The 16889-nt window shown below is 71.6% G+C and carries 16 protein-coding genes and 1 pseudogene; all 17 read right to left on the bottom strand.

Annotated elements, in window-relative coordinates:
• Positions 1–13: 13 nt before the first annotated feature.
• Positions 14–985, bottom strand: coding sequence for a HoxN/HupN/NixA family nickel/cobalt transporter (locus tag WFJ01_RS17895; RefSeq protein ID WP_336629889.1), 972 nt, complete (start codon positions 983–985; stop codon positions 14–16).
• The gene (locus WFJ01_RS17890) at positions 975–1718 is read right to left on the bottom strand and encodes an urease accessory protein UreD (protein ID WP_336629888.1); all 744 of its coding nucleotides are present in this window, start codon (positions 1716–1718) and stop codon (positions 975–977) included. The genes WFJ01_RS17895 and WFJ01_RS17890 overlap by 11 nt, the downstream gene beginning before the upstream one ends.
• On the bottom strand, positions 1715–2497 hold the full coding sequence (gene ureG / locus WFJ01_RS17885) for an urease accessory protein UreG (RefSeq protein WP_336629887.1): 783 nt from the start codon (positions 2495–2497) through the stop codon (positions 1715–1717). The genes WFJ01_RS17890 and ureG overlap by 4 nt, the downstream gene beginning before the upstream one ends.
• Positions 2463–3164: an urease accessory protein UreF gene (locus WFJ01_RS17880; protein WP_336629886.1), complete on the bottom strand. Its 702-nt coding sequence runs from the start codon at positions 3162–3164 to the stop codon at positions 2463–2465. Before WFJ01_RS17880 ends, ureG begins: the two co-directional genes overlap by 35 nt.
• Positions 3165–3187: 23 nt before the next feature.
• Positions 3188–4888, bottom strand: a complete 1701-nt coding sequence (locus tag WFJ01_RS17875) for an urease subunit alpha (protein WP_442928067.1) — start codon at positions 4886–4888, stop codon at positions 3188–3190.
• A complete protein-coding gene (locus tag WFJ01_RS17870; RefSeq protein WP_336629898.1) occupies positions 4888–5184 on the bottom strand; it encodes an urease subunit beta in 297 nt (98 codons plus the stop codon). The genes WFJ01_RS17875 and WFJ01_RS17870 overlap by 1 nt, the downstream gene beginning before the upstream one ends.
• A gap of 90 nt (positions 5185–5274) precedes the next feature.
• Positions 5275–5574, bottom strand: a pseudogene (locus tag WFJ01_RS17865) (urease subunit gamma); the annotation flags it as partial.
• 111 nt (positions 5575–5685) lie between these two features.
• Positions 5686–8208 (bottom strand): phenylalanine--tRNA ligase subunit beta, encoded by a 2523-nt coding sequence (pheT, locus tag WFJ01_RS17860; RefSeq protein WP_336629885.1) that lies wholly within the window; start codon positions 8206–8208, stop codon positions 5686–5688.
• The gene (gene pheS / locus WFJ01_RS17855) at positions 8208–9266 is read right to left on the bottom strand and encodes a phenylalanine--tRNA ligase subunit alpha (protein ID WP_442928069.1); all 1059 of its coding nucleotides are present in this window, start codon (positions 9264–9266) and stop codon (positions 8208–8210) included. Before pheS ends, pheT begins: the two co-directional genes overlap by 1 nt.
• A 27-nt stretch (positions 9267–9293) precedes the next feature.
• Positions 9294–10241: an amino acid ABC transporter permease gene (locus WFJ01_RS17850; RefSeq protein ID WP_336629883.1), complete on the bottom strand. Its 948-nt coding sequence runs from the start codon at positions 10239–10241 to the stop codon at positions 9294–9296.
• A complete protein-coding gene (locus tag WFJ01_RS17845) occupies positions 10238–10894 on the bottom strand; it encodes an amino acid ABC transporter permease (protein WP_251447221.1) in 657 nt (218 codons plus the stop codon). The genes WFJ01_RS17850 and WFJ01_RS17845 overlap by 4 nt, the downstream gene beginning before the upstream one ends.
• 101 nt (positions 10895–10995) lie before the next feature.
• Complete coding sequence (locus tag WFJ01_RS17840; protein WP_336629882.1) at positions 10996–11904, bottom strand: glutamate ABC transporter substrate-binding protein; 909 nt, start codon at positions 11902–11904, stop codon at positions 10996–10998.
• Positions 11905–11946: 42 nt separating this feature from the next.
• A complete protein-coding gene (locus WFJ01_RS17835) occupies positions 11947–12711 on the bottom strand; it encodes an amino acid ABC transporter ATP-binding protein (RefSeq protein ID WP_251447217.1) in 765 nt (254 codons plus the stop codon).
• 197 nt (positions 12712–12908) lie between these two features.
• Positions 12909–13901 (bottom strand): TAXI family TRAP transporter solute-binding subunit, encoded by a 993-nt coding sequence (locus WFJ01_RS17830; RefSeq protein WP_292888569.1) that lies wholly within the window; start codon positions 13899–13901, stop codon positions 12909–12911.
• Positions 13898–15292 (bottom strand): sensor histidine kinase, encoded by a 1395-nt coding sequence (locus WFJ01_RS17825; protein WP_251447213.1) that lies wholly within the window; start codon positions 15290–15292, stop codon positions 13898–13900. Before WFJ01_RS17825 ends, WFJ01_RS17830 begins: the two co-directional genes overlap by 4 nt.
• 2 nt (positions 15293–15294) lie before the next feature.
• Complete coding sequence (locus WFJ01_RS17820) at positions 15295–15963, bottom strand: response regulator transcription factor (protein WP_251447211.1); 669 nt, start codon at positions 15961–15963, stop codon at positions 15295–15297.
• 80 nt (positions 15964–16043) lie between these two features.
• Complete coding sequence (locus tag WFJ01_RS17815) at positions 16044–16844, bottom strand: TrmH family RNA methyltransferase (protein ID WP_251447209.1); 801 nt, start codon at positions 16842–16844, stop codon at positions 16044–16046.
• Positions 16845–16889: the final 45 nt, after the last annotated feature.

Below are 16889 nucleotides of genomic sequence, written 5' to 3'. Positions count from 1 at the left end.
CGCCCGGGGATTCTCAGTCCCCCGGCGATCGCTGCACGGACGGCCGCCGGCGCTCCAGGCCGGACCAGGCCACGGCACCCGCCCAGAACACGATCAGCGCCCCGGTGAGCACGAGCCCGAGCACGTTCAGATCGAGCTCGCCCAGCGCGCGCGCGAACCCGCCCGGATGCGGCAGACTGCGCAGCGCCACCCCCGCGAGCTCGGCGACGCCGATCACGAGCGCCCCGACGATCGATGCCCCCGTGACCAGCAGGTCGTAGCGGCGCACCTTGCTCTCGCCACCCTCCGCACCCCACGAATACGCACGCCGTGACATCGCCCCCTGGGCCGAGTCCAGCAGCGACATGCCGGCCGCGAACAGCACGGGGAGGATGAGGATCGTCGACCAGGGCACGGCGCGGGAGGCCGCCGTCCCGGCGAGCGCCAGGAGCCCGACCTCCGTCGCGGTGTCGAACCCGAGCCCGAACAGCAGCCCCACGACGTACATCCGCGACGGCCGGTCGACCACAGCGTCGAACCGCCCCAGCAGCGCCCACGCGGGGCCGCCGTGCCGGTGGCTCCCCGTCTGCCGCCGGTGGCGCAGGAGCAGGATGTTCGCCGCGCCGATGAGGAGCAGGAAGACGCCGGACACGACCGGGCCGATCACCCCCGTCCAGACCTGCAGAGGCGAACCGGGATCCTCCAGGCTCTTCGCGAGTGCGCCGACTCCGAGCGCCAGCAGCACGCACAGTGCAGAGACGATCGTCGCGTGGCCGAGGGAGAACCACAGTCCCACGCCGCGCGCCCGGCGCCCGCGTGCGAGGAGCCGGCGCGTCGTGTTGTCGATCGCGGCGATGTGGTCGGCGTCGAACGCATGCCGGAGTCCCAGCAGATACGCCGTGACGCCCAGGCCGATGCCGAGCGGGGAGACGGCGGTCAGCAGCAGCGCTCCCCAGCCGAGCACGTGCAGCCCGGCCACGACATATGCCGTCGGGCTAGGCCGCACGGAACAGCTCCTCGCGCAGCGCGTGCCATGCCGGGGTGACGTCACCGAGATGCGCAGCGCCGACGATCGACCGGATCAGGAGTCCCCCGTGCTCGGGGCGGAGCACGGCCGTTCCGTCCCTGCGCCAGGACTCTGGGTCCTCGGCAGGCTCACGCCCGATCAGCACCACGCTGTCGAGCACACGGTCTGCGCCGAGGACTCCGGGGACCGGTGCCCGGCCCGTCACGTCCAGGTGCTCGATCAGCACGGGCGTGTCCTGCACGGCGATCCCGGTGCGCACCCTGATCGCGCCGCCCCGCTCTCCGACACGTCCCAGGACGAGCGTCTCCCGCAGCAGGAGCGCCGCGCCGTCGCCGAGCTGCGCATCGGTGCGCCGGTCGACGTCGGCGCCGTCGGCGACGACGAAGGGCTGGCCGTGCCAGGTGCAGGTCCCGTGGTCCCCGATCTCGATGCGCGCCGACCACGAGGCGCGTCGCCCCTGACCGTCGTAGGCGACCGTGCCGCCGATGTCCTCCAGCTCCAGCGTGCAGCCGGGGTCGACCGAGATCCGCAGATCGACGGCATCGCCCCCGAGCAGGAGCGCGCCGGCGGCGACGAGCCCGACGCGGGCGTAGCGCGGACGACGCTCCAGGATGCGTGCGGCGATCGCGCCGGAGCGCAGCACGACGCGGGCGCGATCAGCGCCCGCCGCGACCTGGACGACGGTGGTCGCTGCGCCGAGGGCGACCGTCACCGCGATGCCGGGTGCGCGTGCGCGTGGGTCCCGTCGCCGTCGTGACGGTGCACGTAGCCGCCGGCCTCGCTGTCGTCGGCGTGGAAGTGCGGCGCCATCGGTCCCGGATCCTGGGGCTCGTGCGCGCCGGAACGGTGCGCCGCGAGCATGTCCAGGATCCAGGCCCTCAGTCGCGCCACGGAGCCGGGGTCGTTGCGGGAGAGCGCGAGCACCTCCCGGCCCTCCCGCGCATCCGACGCGTCGTGCACCATCTGCGTCACGTCGACGCCGACATAGGGTGCGAGGTCGGTCTTGTTCACCACGAGCAGGTCGGCGCGCGCGATCCCCGGCCCTCCCTTGCGCGCGACGTCTCCGCCGCCGGCGACGTCGAGCACGAAGATCTGCGCGTCCACCAGCGCCGGCGAGAAGGTCGCCGTCAGGTTGTCGCCGCCGGACTCGATGATCACGAGGTCGAGCGGTGCGAAGTCGCGCTCGACGTCCTCGACGGCGAGCAGGTTCGCCGTGACGTCGTCACGGATCGCCGTGTGCGGGCAGGCTCCCGTCTCCACCGCGCGGATCCGCTCCGGATCCAGGACGCCTGCGGAACGGAGGAAGCGGGCGTCCTCGTCCGTGTAGATGTCGTTCGTGATCACGGCGAGCGCGAGCTCGTCCGCGAGCACGCGGCAGGCCGTCGCGATGAGAGTGGATTTGCCCACGCCGACCGGGCCGGCGATGCCGAGACGAAGGGCGCGGGGAACGAGGGGATCAGGCACGGAACAACCTCCGGTTCGTGAGGGCATGGGCTTGCGCCCATCCCTCGGACTGAGGGGCGCTGCCGGCGGGGATGTCGGCAGGACGGGTCAGGGCGGCGACGGCATCGACGAGGTCCTCGGCCGCCGCGCACGCGGCCAGCACCCAGCCGACGGGCGCGGCCGGGTCGGCCGGTGCGAGCTTGAGCAGCGCCGCCGCGGCCGTCTGGGCGTCCTCGTACACGACGAGCCGGACGAGGTCACGAGGATCCATGGCCGTCGCCGCGGCGATGGCGCCGATCACCACGGGCCTCGGTGGAGCCGCGAGCGCGGCGCACGCCTGCACGGCCCGGGAATCGGGCCAGACCCGCAGGGCCAGGCGCAGGCAGCCCCGCCCGAGGAGCCGGGACGCCTCGCGCTGGGCCGGACTCGGTGTGCGAGCCGCCCAGTGGTCCACGATCTCGCCGAGCCCGCGATCCGACGGCGCGCCGCGCAGCCGATGTCGCGTGACGACCGCCGTCCCCGCGTCGACGAGGCTCGTCGTCCGGGCGCGGCCCGCGAGGAAGGCGGGGACGTCCGCCGGGGGCATCCCCGCGAGCAGGGCCGGCTCCAGGCCCGCCGAATGCGCGTGCCCGCCGGACGGCAGCCGACCGTCGGCGAGCAGCATCGCCACGGTCAGCGACGCGGAGCGTACGGGGGTGGACACCGGAGCAGCCATGATCGGAATGAATGCGGCCGGGATCAGAACATCGCGTACAGCTGAGCGAGGGGCAGCCGATCCACGGGGGCGGGGACCACGGTCTCGCCGTCGATCGAGATCGCGAACGTGTCGGGACGGATGTCGATGCGCGGGAGGGCGTCGTTGTTCTTCAGATCGGCCTTCGTGACGGCCCGCGTGCTGCGCACGGCCGCGAGCCGGCGGCGCAGTCCGAGCCGTTCCGCAAGGCCGTCGGCGAGCGCGGCGGGCGAGACGAACGTCACCGACAGGTCTGCGCCGATCGCGTCGAGGAACGCCGGGCGCATCAGCACCGGCTGCGGCGTCGGGATGGACGCGTTCGGATCCCCGAGCGCGCCCCAGACCAGACCGCCGCCCTTGATCACGATCTCCGGGCGCACGCCGAAGAACCGCGGGTCCCAGAGCACGAGATCGGCGAGCTTGCCGGGTTCGACCGACCCGACCTCGTGGTCGATCCCGTGTCCGATCGCCGGATTGATCGTGTACTTGGCGACGTAGCGGCGCGCACGCTCGTTGTCGGCGGGCAGGCTCTCGCCGAGACGTCCACGGCGGTGCTTCATGACATGCGCGACCTGCCAGGTGCGCGTGACGACCTCGCCGATCCGTCCCATCGCCTGGGCATCGGAGGAGGTGACGGAGAGCGCCCCCATGTCGTGCAGGATGTCCTCGGCGGCGATCGTGGTGGCCCGGATCCGCGACTCCGCGAAGGCGAGATCCTCCGGAACCGCCGGGTTGAGGTGGTGGCAGACCATGAGCATGTCGAGGTGCTCGGCCACGGTGTTCACCGTGTGCGGCAGCGTGGGGTTGGTCGATCCGGGGATCACGTTGGGCAGCGAGGCGATCGCGAGGATGTCCGGGGCGTGACCTCCGCCGGCGCCCTCGACGTGGAACGCATGGATGCCGCGCCCGCCGATGGCGTCGATGGTGGACTGCACGTAGCCCGTCTCGTTGAGCGAGTCGGAGTGCAGCGCGACCTGCAGACCCCACTCCTCGGCGGCTGTGAGCGCGGCGTCGATCGCGGCGGGCGTGGCTCCCCAGTCCTCGTGGATCTTGTATCCGGCGGCGCCGGCGAGCGCCTGCTCGCGCAGGGCGTCCTGCGAGACGGTGCTGCCCTTGCCGAGCAGCAGGACGTTCACGGGGAGGCGGTCCAGCGACCGGTGCATGGTCTCCAGGTGCCACGCCCCGGGGGTGACCGTGGTCGCCTTCGACCCCTCCGAGGGACCGGTGCCCCCGCCGACGATCGTCGTGATCCCCGTCGCCAGCGCCTCATGGATCTGCGACGGCGAGAGCAGGTGCACGTGCGAGTCGATCCCGCCCGCGGTGAGGATCCGCCCCTCCCCCGAGATCACGTCGGTCGACGGGCCGATCACGAGGTCCGGATGGACGCCGTCGGCGATGTCCGGGTTGCCCGAACGGCCCAGGGCGACGATCCGGCCGTCGCGGAGGCCGACGTCGGCGCGCACGACGCCCCACCAGTCGAGCACGATCGCGTTGGTGATCACGGTGTCCAGCGCGCCTTCGGCCCGGGTGGCGGTGGACTGCGCCATGGACTCGCGGATCGACTTCCCGCCGCCGAAGACGGCCTCCTCGCCGCCGACGGTGAGATCCTGCTCGATCTCGATCCAGAGATCCGTGTCGCCGAGACGCACCTGGTCGCCCGCGGTCGGCCCGTAGATCGCGGCGTAGCGCTCCCGATCCAGACGCATCAGGCGTCCTGCCCTGAGTGCGCGCCGAATGCCGCGCGGCCCGTGTTCCCGCGCTGCAGGCCCGGAACCCGGCGCGCTCCGGCGACGGCGACGATGGCGAGCTCGCGCGAGGCTCCGGGCTCGAACCGCTGGGACGTCCCGGACGGGATGTCGAGCCGGAAGCCCCGCGCCGCGGCGCGGTCGAAGGCGAGCGCGGTGTTGACGTCCGGCAGGTGGACATGCGATCCGACCTGGATGGGGCGATCGCCCGTGTTCAGGAACACCAGGCTCTTCACCGCGTCCGCCGCGTCGCGCACGTTCACCTCGATCGCCCCCGGGAGGATGCGGTGCGCGCCGGGCGCCTCGGCGGAGACGTCCGCGTCCTCGGCCCGTGCACCCGGCGGCTCCTGGATCGGATGGTGCAGGGTCACGAGCTTGCGACCGTCCGGGAAGGTGGCTTCCACCTGCACGTCGTGCAGCATGCCCGCGACCCCGGGAAGCACGTCGTCGACGGTCAGCACCTCGCGCCCGCGCCGCATGAGGTCTTCCACGAGCGCGCCTTCGCGCGCCCGCTCGATCACCCAGGTGCTGAGCAGCGCGACCGTCTCCGGGTGGTTCAGCAGCACGCCGCGCGCGTGGCGATCCCTCGCCACCATGCCCGCGACGGCCAGCAGGAGCTTCTCGGTCTCAGCCGGACTCGCGTGCATGGAGAGCCTCCGATGTCAGGGAACATCGAGACTCTAATCTCCCGGGGGTATCGGGATGAGGTCGAACATGTTTCCGCCGTGTAACGGATCCGTTCCCCGGAATGCGGCGTCTCAGTCGCGGAGCTGGGCTCCGAACCGCTCGGTCGCCACGGCGACGCCCGCGAGCTTGGCCTCGGTCGCCTCGGCGGCGGTGAGGGTGCGGTCCTCTGCCCGGAACCGCAGCGCGAAGCTGAGGCTCTTGGATCCGGCCGGAACGCCCTCGCCGCGGTAGTCGTCGACGAGGCGGACCGACTCGAGGAGCGCACCGGAACCCTCGGAGAGCGCCGCGCTCACCTCCGCCGCGGGGATCCCCGCGTCCACCACGAGCGACACGTCCTGGGTCGCGGCGGGGTACGTCGACAGCGAGGCCGCGACCACGCGCTCCCCCGCCCGTGCCAGGACGCCGTCGAGATCGAGCTCGAGCACCACCGCGCGTCCCGGCAGATCCGCATCCGCGGACACCTGCGGGTGCAGCTCACCGACGTAGCCGACCTCGACGCCGCGCACCCGGAGCACGCCCGTGCGTCCCGGATGGAGCGCGGCACGGGTTCCCTGCACGACCTCGATCGGGACGCCCGCCGCCTCGGCGACGACGCGCACGGCGTCGAGCGCCTCGCTGAGTCCGTACTCCTCGGCAGCTCGCCCGGGCTGGCGGGGAGTGACGTGCCCCGTGAACAGCGCCGCGAGATGGCGGGCCTGCGGCGGGATCGAGGCGTTCAGCGCCGCGAGCGTCTCGTCCGAGGGCTTGGCGCCCAGCGGCGGCACCTCGTCGGTGCCGTACACGACGCCGGGCTCGGGCAGGAACACGATGCCGGTCTCGAAGATCGCGAGATCGACGAGGCCGCGCGCGAGGTTGCGGTGCGCGATCTGCAGCAGGCCGGGAAGCAGCGAACGGCGCAGGAACGGCGCCTGCCCGTCGAGCGGGTTGGCCAGGCGCACGCCGGGGATGCTCTCCCCCGAGGCGGAGCCGTGCAGGTCGTTCTGCTCCTGCGTCGTGAACGGGAACGCCGGGGTCTCCACGAGCCCCGCGGCGGCCAGGGCGTTCGCGACGCGACGCCGACCCTGCTGCAGGTCGGTGAGTCCACGACCGGACGGCGGCGTGGGCAGCACGGACGGGATCCGGTCCAGTCCGTGGATGCGCGCGACCTCCTCGGCCAGCGTCCACTTGTCGGTGAGGTCGGGCCGCCAGCTCGGCGGGATCACGTTCCAGCCGGTCCCTGAGCCCGTCGAAGCGTCGACCGGGGTCACCTCGGCGCCGATCGTCTCGAGGGCGCCGGTCACCTCGGCGTCCGTGTAGTCGACGCCGATGAGCCCCTGCACGAAGCCGGCCGGCAGCTCGATGCCCGAGACGAAGACCTCGGCGAAGAGCGCACCGCCCTCGTCGGTCAGCGTGCCGCCCGCGAGCTCGACCATGAGGTCGGCCACGCGCCGCGCCGCCGCGAACGGGATGAGCGGATCCACACCGCGCTCGAAGCGCTTGGAGGCCTCGCTCGGGAGCTTGTGGCGACGCGCCGAACGCGCGATCGTGATCGGATCGAACGTGGCAGCCTCGATCAGCACGTTGCGGGTGGTCTCGCTCATCTCCGTGGTGCCGCCGCCCATGACGCCGGCCAGGCCGATCGGCCCCGATCCGTCGGTGATGAGGAGGTCCTCGGCGCTGAGCGTGCGCTCCTGGCCGTCGAGCGTGACCATGGTCTCGCCCTCCGCGGCACGACGGATCACGATGTTCCCGTCGAGCTTGTCCAGGTCGTAGCCGTGCACGGGGTTGCCGAGCTCGAGCATCACGTAGTTCGTGATGTCGACGAGCACGCCGAGCGAGCGCATGCCCGCGAGCGTGAGGCGGGCGATCATCCACGGCGGGGTGGGACGGGACGGATCCACGTCGCGCACCACGCGCGTCACGAACTCGGTCGCCCCGGCGTTGCCGCGGATCGGCGCCGCGTCCTCGACGACGGCGGTGAAGCCCGTGCCGGGCTGGAGCTCGGCGAAGTCGCGCTCCGCGGGGTCGCGGAAGGCCGCGCCGGTCGCGTGCGCGTACTCGCGCGCGACGCCGCGGATCGAGAACGCATAGCCGCGGTCGGGGGTGACGTTGATGTCGACGGCCACGTCGTCCAGCCCCAGCAGGGCGATCGCGTCGGTTCCGACGGGCGCGTCGATGCCGAGCTCGGACAGGATGAGGATCCCGTTGTGCTCGTCGCCGAGGCCCAGCTCGCGCGCGGACGCGATCATGCCGTCCGAGACGTGCCCGTAGGTCTTGCGCGCGGCGATCGGGAACGGCCCCGGCAGCACCGCGCCGGGCAGGGTCACGACGACCTTGTCGCCCACGGCGAAGTTGTGCGCGCCGCAGACGATGCCGCGGACGCCCCCCTGGGCGTCACCGACGTCGACCTGGCACCACCGGATGGTCTTGCCGTTGGACTGGGGCTCCTCCTCGAAGGAGAGCACCTGTCCCACCACGACCGGACCCGAGATGCCGAAGCCGTGCAGCTCCTCCTCCTCGAAGCCCACCGAGACGAGCGCCGCGAAGACGTCGTCCGGCGTCGCCGAGTCGGCCACATCCACGTACTCACGCAGCCACGAAAGCGGGACGCGCATCACACCACCATCCCGAACTGCTCGCTGAAACGGACATCGCCCTCTGCCATGTCGCGCATGTCCTGCACGTCGCTGCGGAACATGAGCGCCCTCTCGACGCCCATGCCGAACGCGAAGCCGCTGTACACGTCGGGGTCGATCCCCGCCGCGCGCAGCACGTTGGGGCTGATCATGCCGCAGCCGCCCCACTCGATCCAGCGCGCGCCGCCCTTGAAGGTCGGGTGCCAGAGGTCCAGTTCGGCGGACGGCTCCGTGAAGGGGAAGAAGTTCGTGCGGAAGCGGGTCTTCGCCTCCGGGCCGAAGAGCTGGCGCGCGACGTGGTCGAGCGTGCCCTTGAGGTGGGCCATCGAGATGCCCTTGTCGACGACGAGGCCCTCGAACTGCGTGAAGACGGGAAGGTGCGTCGCGTCGAACTCGTCGGTGCGGTACACCCGCCCGGGGCAGAGCACGTAGATCGGCACCTCGCGGTCGAGCATCGAGCGCACCTGCACCGGGCTGGTGTGCGTGCGCATGACGAGGTGACGCGAGGGCGGATCCACGTAGAACGTGTCCTGCTCCTGACGCGCCGGGTGGTCGACGTCGAAGTTCAGCGCGTCGAAGTTGAACCACTCGTGCTCGAGCTCGGGGCCTTCGGCGATCTCCCAGCCCATGCCGACGAACACGTCGCTGATCTGATCCTGCAGCAGGGTCAGCGGATGCCGGGCGCCGACGCGGTTGCGCGAGGCGACCGCGGTCATGTCGACCCGCTCGGCCTCGAGGCGCGCGGCGGTCTCGGCCTCGGCCAGCTCCGCCTCCTTCGCCGCGAGGGCCTGCGTGACGCGCCCGCGGCCCTGGCCGATGAGCTTGCCGAACGCCGCCTTGTGCTCGGGCGCGACCTGGCGCATCGACGCGTTGAGGATCGCGAGCGGCGACCCCTCGGCGACGTGCGCGGCGCGTGCCGCCTTCAGCTCGGCGGTGTCTGCCGCGGATCCGATCGCGGCGAGCGCGGCCTCGACGGCGGTCTCCACCGCCTCGGGCGTGATCTCAGGGGAAGTCTGTGCGTTGTCGGACACGAGAATCGAGTCTACCGGCGCGCACCCGCAGGCTCAGACGCTCGGACCGGTGCTGGTGCCGTCGAACTTGCCCGCGCCGCGCTGCATCGCGATGACCTCCGTGACGGTGCTGCCGTCGTGGATCCGAGGATCGCCACCGCCCGCATCCGGGGTGTAGCCCTTCATCTTCGGCGAGCGCCGGGTGCGCACCTCGAGCCACTTCGCGATGCCGGAGAGGATCAGGCACATCGAGATGTAGATCACGGCGACGATGAGCCCGGCCTGCAGGAGCGGGCGGCCCGGCTGCGAGCTGAGGTACTTCGCGTAGTAGATGAGCTCGGGGTAGGTGATGATGAAGCCGAGCGCGGTGTCCTTGAGCGTGACCACGAGCTGGGCGACGATGACCGGCAGCATGGCGCGGATCGCCTGCGGCAGCAGGATGAACGCCATCACGCCGGACTTGCGCAGGCCGATCGCGTACCCGGCCTCCTTCTGGCCCTTCGGGAGCGCCTCGATGCCCGCGCGCAGCGCCTCGGCGAGCACCGAGCCGTTGTAGAGCACCAGGCCGATCACGACCGCGGCGTAGGCCGACATCCGGAACGTGGATCCGGGGATCGAGTTCACGCCGTAGAAGAAGATCATCATCATGACCAGCACCGGCACGGCGCGCAGCAGCTCGATCACCACGGTGACCGGGACCCGCACCCAGGCGTGGTCCGAGAGCCGTCCGATCGCGAGCACGAAGCCGAGCACGATGCTGCCGACGCCGGCGGCGAGGAACGCGCTCACCGTCGCCCACAGCGCCTGGGCCATGCCCTGCCACACGAGCGAGTAGGTGAAGAGGTTCCAGCGGCTCGCGTCGAACTGGCCGGTGGCCGCGAAGCGGTACACGATGAAGCCGACCACGGCGAGGACGATCAATACCGTCACGAGACCGAGGATGCGGTTGCGCAGCACCGCACGGGGACCGGGGACGTCGTAGAGAACGGATGCGCCGCTCATCGGACGATCCTCCACTTCTTCTCGAAGTGCCGTTGCACGAGGCTCAGCAGGAACACGAGGACGATGAACACGACGGCGACCCAGAGCAGGATCTCCATGACCGTGCCGGGCCGGTTCGCCGAATCGGCGACCGTGGCGCGGAGGGCGGCGAGCTCGGCGATGGAGAAGCCCGCGGCGACCGTGGTGTTCTTCAGCAGCGCGATGAACACGCTCATCATGGGCGGCACGACCGAGCGGAACGCCTGCGGCATGACGACCAGGGTCATCACCTGTCCGAAGGAGAGGCCGATCGCACGCGCCGCCTCCGCCTGCCCGACGGGCACCGTGTTGATGCCGGCGCGGAGCACCTCGGCGACATAGGTGGCCGTGTAGATGCCGAGGGCGATGATGCCCAGCGGCATGAACGGGATCTCCGGGAGGTCGAGCTTCGGATATCCGAACACGAAGAAGAAGAACACCAGGGTCAGCGGGGTGTTGCGAACGAGGTTCACGTAGACGGTGCCGACGCCCCGCGCGATCGGGACGGGCGAGACGCGCATGGCGCCCACGACCGTGCCGAGCACGAGGGCCAGCGCGCCGCCGCCGAGGAAGAGCAGGACCGTATTGAGGGTCGCCTGACCCCACAGGTCGAGGTTGCCCAGGAGTGCATCCACGCCATCTCTCCTTCGAGTTCGAGGACTGGGTTCGGAGGCGTCCGCGGACGCCGGGAGGGAAGACGCGGCCGGCGGGGATCAGCCCCGCCGGCCGCCCCGGATCACTTGTCGACTGCGGGCTGAGTGACCTTCAGGCCGCTCGCCCCCAGGTTCTTCTCGAAGATCGCGGTCCAGGTGTCCCCTCCGTCGGTGAACATCGTGTTGATGAACGTCTGCAGCGCGGTGTCGCCCTTGGCGAGGCCGGCTCCGTAGCGCTCGGTCGTGAAGGGCTCGCCGACGACCTTGAGCTCCTCGGGATCCTGCGCGGCGTAGCCGATGAGGATCGCCTGGTCCGTCGTGACCGCGTCGACCTGCTTGTTGATCAGCTGCTCCACGCACGCGGAGTACAGGTCGAGGCCGACCGTCTTGGTGTCGGGGAAGTTCGCCTGGATGTTCTGCAGCGGCGTGGATCCGGTCGCCGAGCACACGGTCTTGCCGGCGAGGTCCTTCTCGCTCTTGATCGTGTCCTCGCCCTTGCGGACGAGCAGGCCCTGCCCCGTGACGAAGTAGGGGCCGGCGAAGTCGATCACGGCCTTGCGCTTGTCGGTGATCGAGTAGGTGCCCACGTAGTAGTCGATGTCGCCGTTCACGATCGACTGCTCACGGTTCGCGGAGGGGATCGCCTTGAACTCGATCTTGTCCTCGCTGTAGCCGAGCGACGCGGCGATCCAGCGCGCGATGTCGACGTCGAAGCCGGTGCGCTCGCCCGTGGTCGCGTCCTTGAAGCCGAGACCCGGCTGGTCCTCCTTGACGCCGATCGTGATCTTGCCGTTCTTGGTGATCCGGTCGAACGTGGGGCTGCCCTCGAGCTTGACGTCCTTGGCGACCTCGAACAGCGGCTTGTCGCTGGTGGGGGCGACGCCCTCCCCGGTCGCGCCGGGGCTGGTCGGGCTGCCGCTGTTGCAGCCCGTGAGGGCGATCAGGGCGACGGCGGCGATGCCGATGCCGGTGAGGATCCGTGACTTTCGCATGTGCTTCTCCTTCGGTGCAGGTGCTGTGGTGCGGGGATCAGGTCAGTGGGTGAGCAGCTTGGACAGGAAGTCCTTGGCCCGGTCCGACTGCGGGTTCGTGAAGAACTCCTCGGGCTCGGCCTCCTCGAGGATCCGGCCGTCGGCCATGAACACGACGCGGTTCGCGGCCTTGCGCGCGAAGCCCATCTCGTGCGTGACGACGATCATCGTCATGCCGCTCGCGGCGAGCTCGACCATGACGTCGAGCACCTCCGTGATCATCTCCGGATCCAGGGCGCTGGTCGGCTCGTCGAAGAGCATCACCTTCGGGTGCATGGCGAGCGCCCGTGCGATCGCGACGCGCTGCTGCTGACCGCCGGAGAGCTGCGCCGGGAGCTTGGAGGCCTGCTTGGCGACCCCGACGCGCTCGAGGAGCTGCATGGCCTCCTTCTCGGCGTCCGCCTTCTTCATCCCGCGCACCTTGATGGGACCGAGGGTGACGTTCTCCAGGATCGTCAGATGCGCGAAGAGGTTGAACGACTGGAACACCATGCCGACGTCCGCGCGGAGCTGGGCGAGGCCCTTGCCCTCCGCGGGCAGCTCCTCGCCGTCGATCGTGATGGAACCGCTGGTGATCGTCTCCAGGCGGTTGATCGTGCGGCAGAGCGTGGACTTGCCGGATCCGGACGGACCGATGATCACGACCACCTCGCCCTTGTGCACGGTGAGGTCGATGTCGGTCAGCGCCTGGAATTCGCCGTAGTGCTTCTGCACGTTCTGCACGACCACGAGAGGGGCGCCGAGGGCAGCAGGGGTGACGTCGGTCATGACTGACTCTCCGATGAATCGAATGGCCGGATGGTTCGGGTTATCGCCAGGACCCTGCGGGCCCCGACGCGATGACGTTATTGGCTCCGCGGCCCGCGGAACGCCTCGCTTGAGGATTCCTTGAGGGTTTCGTCGCTCCGGTTTCCGGGGTGTTTCCCGCCGGCGACGACGATGTTCCGGAGGAGGGGGTCGCGACCTCAGTCGTGGGTCTCGCGGTAGTAGCGCACCGCGCCGTCGTGCAGGGCGATCGGGTCCGTGAAGATCGCCTGACGACGGTCGAGCAGGGCGGCGGCCGGGGCGCCCCGGGCGATCTCGCCGCGCTGCTCGAACAGCACCGCGGTCGCGTCGTGGATGAGCCCTTCGGGGGCGTCGGCACGCGTGACCAGGTAGTTGGGCACCGTCATCGTCACGGTCGACGCGTCGATGCCGTAGGCGCCGACGGGGAAGTCCGCCTGCCGGTACGCGCCCGCGTGCGCGGCGTTGACCGCGTCGACGACCGCCGGCGGGATCGACAGCAGCCGGATCGGGGTGTCCGCGGCGAGCGTGGCGATACCGGGCGTGGGCAGCCCGCCCACCCAGAAGAAGCCGTCGATCTCGCCGCGCCGCAAGGCCCCGATCGAGGCCTCCAGCCCGAGCTCCGGGTTGCGGATGCCGGCCGGATCGACGTCCGCCGCCCCGAGGATCCGCCGGGCGACGAGATCCACGCCGGAGCCGCGCGCGCCGAGCGAGACCGCGCGTCCGGCGAGGTCGCGGAGGTCGTGCACGTCCGACCCCGCCCGCACCACGATGTGCACGTACTCGTCGTACAGCCGCGCCACCGCCACGATCGGGAGGGGCTCGGAGAACGCTCCGGTGCCCGCGACGGCGTCGGCCACGGCGTCGCCCTGCGCGAAGCCGAGCACGGCGGTGCCCGCGCCGATGCGCTCCAGGTTGTCGACGGATCCGTTGGTCGCCTGCGCGGTGAACGTCGCGCCGAGGTGCGCGCTCAGCGCGGCCGCGAACCGCTGCCCGTACGCGTAGTACACGCCCGTCGCTCCCCCGCCGGCGATCGCCTGCGGCCGGTCCGCCCAGCCGCGATCGGCCGGGGCGCAGGCCGCCAGCCCGAGCACGGTCAGCAGGCACAGCACCAGGGCGAGCGCCCGCGCCGCCCGGGTCCTCCCGCGCACGCGACGGCCGGCCTCCGCACTCATCGCGTCTCCGTCCCGGGCAGCATCAGCACCACGCGGAGGCCGCCGCCGTCGGCCGCCTCGACCCGCACGCCCGCATCGACGGTGGCGAGCAGATCGGTGGCGATGGCGAGGCCGAGACCCGTGCCCGGCGTGGTGCGCGTGCGATCGCTGCGCCAGAACCGGTCGGTCGCGTGCGCGAGCTCCTCCTCGGGCAGTCCAGGACCGTGGTCGCGCACCGTCAGCTCGCATCGGTCCTGGACGCGCGCCGCGGTGACCTCGATCTGCGCGCCCGCGGGCGAGAACTTCACCGCGTTGTCGATCACCGCGTCGAGCGCGCTCTCCGCGATCGTCTCATCGGTGCTGGAGAGCACGCGGCCGCCCGCCCCCGGCCCGGGGGCGAGCAGGACCAGGGCGACGCCCTTCGCCGCCGCCGCGTCCCGCCAGGACTCCACCCGGCGGCGCGCGAGGGCGACGAGGTCGATCGGATCGCGCGACGGAGCCGGATCCGCGCCGCGCGCGAACGCGAGCAGGGTGTCCAGGATCCGGGTCATGCGGCGTCCCTCCTCCCGGGTCGCCTCGACGTCGCGGTCCCAGCTGCGGTCCAGGCCGGTAGCGAGCGACTCCACCCGCAGCAGGAGCGCGCTCAGGGGGTTGCGCAGCTCGTGCGAGGCGTTGAGCGCGAACTCTTGCTGGCGCGACACCACCCGCTCGATCTCCTCCGCCATCCGGTTGAACAGCAGGATCATCCGGTGCAGTTCCGGCGGGCCCGTGTCGTCGGCGATCCGCGCCTCCATGTCGCCGCGTTCGATCGCCTCCATCGCCTCGTCCACCCGGTGCACCGGGCGCAGCACCCAGCCGGCCAGACGCACGACCACGAGCAGGCCGACTCCGATCGCGAGCACGCTCACGACGCCGAGCAGGATCCACTGCCGCACGATCTCGGAGCGCGGCGCGTCCACGCTCGCGGACATCACCACCGCGCCGATCACGTCGCTGCCGTCGAAGATGGGCTCGACGAGGGACTGCTCCGCGAACTGCCACGGCAGCAGCACCGGCTCGGGCAGGTCGCTGCGCCGCCCGGAGAGCGCGAGCTGCACCTTGTCGGCGGTCGGCTGGTCGAGCACCTCCGCGTCGGCCTGCTGCGGCGACCAGGGTCGGCCGGAGCGGTCGACGACGACCACCCGTGTTCCGTACAGCGCGCTGTAGCGGCGCAGCTCCCCGTCCAGGACCTCGGCGCTGCCCGAGAGCAGCGCCTGGCGCGCGCTCGTCACGAACGTGCCGATATCGCCGATCTGCTGGGTGTAGAAGGACTGCTGCACGCTGCGCGAGGCCGCCCATCCGTACGCGCCGCCGAGCAGCAGCAGCACCGCCGCCAGCGGCACCAGGAACACGACGAACAGACGACGGCGCACGGTCAGAGGCCCGTCAGGCGGTATCCGATCCCGCGCACGGTCTCGATGAGCGCGGGACGGCCGATCTTGCGGCGGATGGAGGCGACGTGCACCTCGAGCGAACGGGCGAAGCTCTGCCAGTCGGTGTTCCACACCTCGCGGATGAGGCGCTCCCGCGGCACGGCGACGCCCGGATACCGGGCCAGCACCGCGATGACATCGAACTCCTTGCGGGTCAGCTCCACCGGCTCGCCGTCGACCAGCACCCGGCGCGCGACGAGGTCGATGCGGACGCCGTCGATGTCGATGCCGACCTGGCCCAGCCCCCCGCCGATCGCCTGGCTGCGGCGCGTCACCGCTTCGATGCGGGCGAGGAGCTCCTGCACGTCGTACGGCTTGACGAGGAAGTCGTCGGCCCCGGCCCGCAGCCCGCGGATGCGCTCGTGCACCTGGCTGCGCGCCGTGGCGATGAGGATCGGCACGCCGCTGACCGTGCGGATGCGACGGCACAGCTCGATCCCGTCGATGTCCGGGAGCCCGAGGTCCAGGATGACCGCCTCGGTGTCGGTGCCGAGCATCTCGAGCGCACCGCGTCCGTCGCCGGCGCGCTCCACCGCGTAGCCGGCGCGGCCCAGGAATCCGGCGAGGGCGTCCGCCACGCGCTCGTCGTCCTCGACGATCAGGATCTTCATGAACGCCGTCCCCTCGCGTGCCCCGGCTCCGTCGACCGGATCCGCACCACGGTATCAGCCGTCCCGGCCGGGGAAGCCGGTCAGGCGCGCTGCGCGAACGCGCTCTCGTAGAGGCACACGCTCGCCGCGGTCGCGAGGTTCAACGACTCCGCGCGGCCGAAGATCGGGAGCCGCAGCGCCCGGTCCGCGAGCTCGAGCGCGTCGTCCTCGAGGCCGCGCGCCTCGTTGCCGAACAGCCACGCCGTCGGCCGGGCCAGCGCCCCCTCCGCCCGCGCCGCGAGCAGATCGTCGCCCTTCACGTCGGCGGCGACCACCTGAAGGCCCGCGGCGTGTGCGCGGGCGACGACGTCGGCGAGATCGCCCCCGACAGAGACGGGGAGATGGAACAGGGATCCCGTGGTCGAGCGCACCACCTTCGGGTTGTACAGGTCGACCGTGCGACCGGTGAGCACGACGGCGTCCGCGCCGGTGGCGTCGGCGGCGCGGATGATCGTGCCGAGGTTTCCGGGATCGCGCACCTCCTCGCAGATCGCGATGAGGCGCGGCGATGCGGCGAAGATGTCGCGGACCGATGTCGGCGTCTGCCGCGCGACGGCCACCACGCCCTGCGGGGTGACGGTGTCGGCCATCGCCGCGAGGACGAACTCGGTCACGTACTCGAGGCGCACGTCGGCCTCGGCGGCGGCATGACGCAGGTCGGTGTGCCGGTCCCATGCGGTCGGCGTCGCGAAGAGCTCCACGATCGCGTCCGGGCGGTAGGACAGCGCCTCGCGGACCGCCTGCGGGCCCTCCAGGAGGAACAGGCCGGTCTCGGTTCGGGCACTGCGCTTGGTCAGCTTGGCGACGGCGCGCACGCGCGGGGATCGGGGATTCTCCAGCACGCTCACAGTCTAGGGACACGGAAGGGGCGCCGTCCTCACGGACGA

It is taken from the genome of Microbacterium sp. MMO-35 (genome assembly GCF_037147555.1).
Taxonomy (GTDB): domain Bacteria; phylum Actinomycetota; class Actinomycetes; order Actinomycetales; family Microbacteriaceae; genus Microbacterium.
Note: the sequence above shows the minus strand (reverse complement) of the source record. Positions and strands in the feature narration are given on the sequence as shown.

Bases quoted from the DNA above. Each gene is read 5' to 3' on its own strand.
- ureG (WP_336629887.1), bottom strand. From the start codon at position 2,497: ATGCCCTCACGAACCGGAGGTTGTTCCGTGCCTGATCCCCTCGTTCCC.
- WFJ01_RS17880 (WP_336629886.1), bottom strand. From the start codon at position 3,164: ATGGCTGCTCCGGTGTCCACCCCCGTACGCTCCGCGTCGCTGACCGTG.
- WFJ01_RS17875 (WP_442928067.1), bottom strand. From the start codon at position 4,888: ATGCGTCTGGATCGGGAGCGCTACGCCGCGATCTACGGGCCGACCGCG.
- pheT (WP_336629885.1), bottom strand. From the start codon at position 8,208: ATGCGCGTCCCGCTTTCGTGGCTGCGTGAGTACGTGGATGTGGCCGAC.
- WFJ01_RS17850 (WP_336629883.1), bottom strand. From the start codon at position 10,241: ATGAGCGGCGCATCCGTTCTCTACGACGTCCCCGGTCCCCGTGCGGTG.
- WFJ01_RS17840 (WP_336629882.1), bottom strand. From the start codon at position 11,904: ATGCGAAAGTCACGGATCCTCACCGGCATCGGCATCGCCGCCGTCGCC.
- WFJ01_RS17835 (WP_251447217.1), bottom strand. From the start codon at position 12,711: ATGACCGACGTCACCCCTGCTGCCCTCGGCGCCCCTCTCGTGGTCGTG.
- WFJ01_RS17830 (WP_292888569.1), bottom strand. From the start codon at position 13,901: ATGAGTGCGGAGGCCGGCCGTCGCGTGCGCGGGAGGACCCGGGCGGCG.
- WFJ01_RS17820 (WP_251447211.1), bottom strand. From the start codon at position 15,963: ATGAAGATCCTGATCGTCGAGGACGACGAGCGCGTGGCGGACGCCCTC.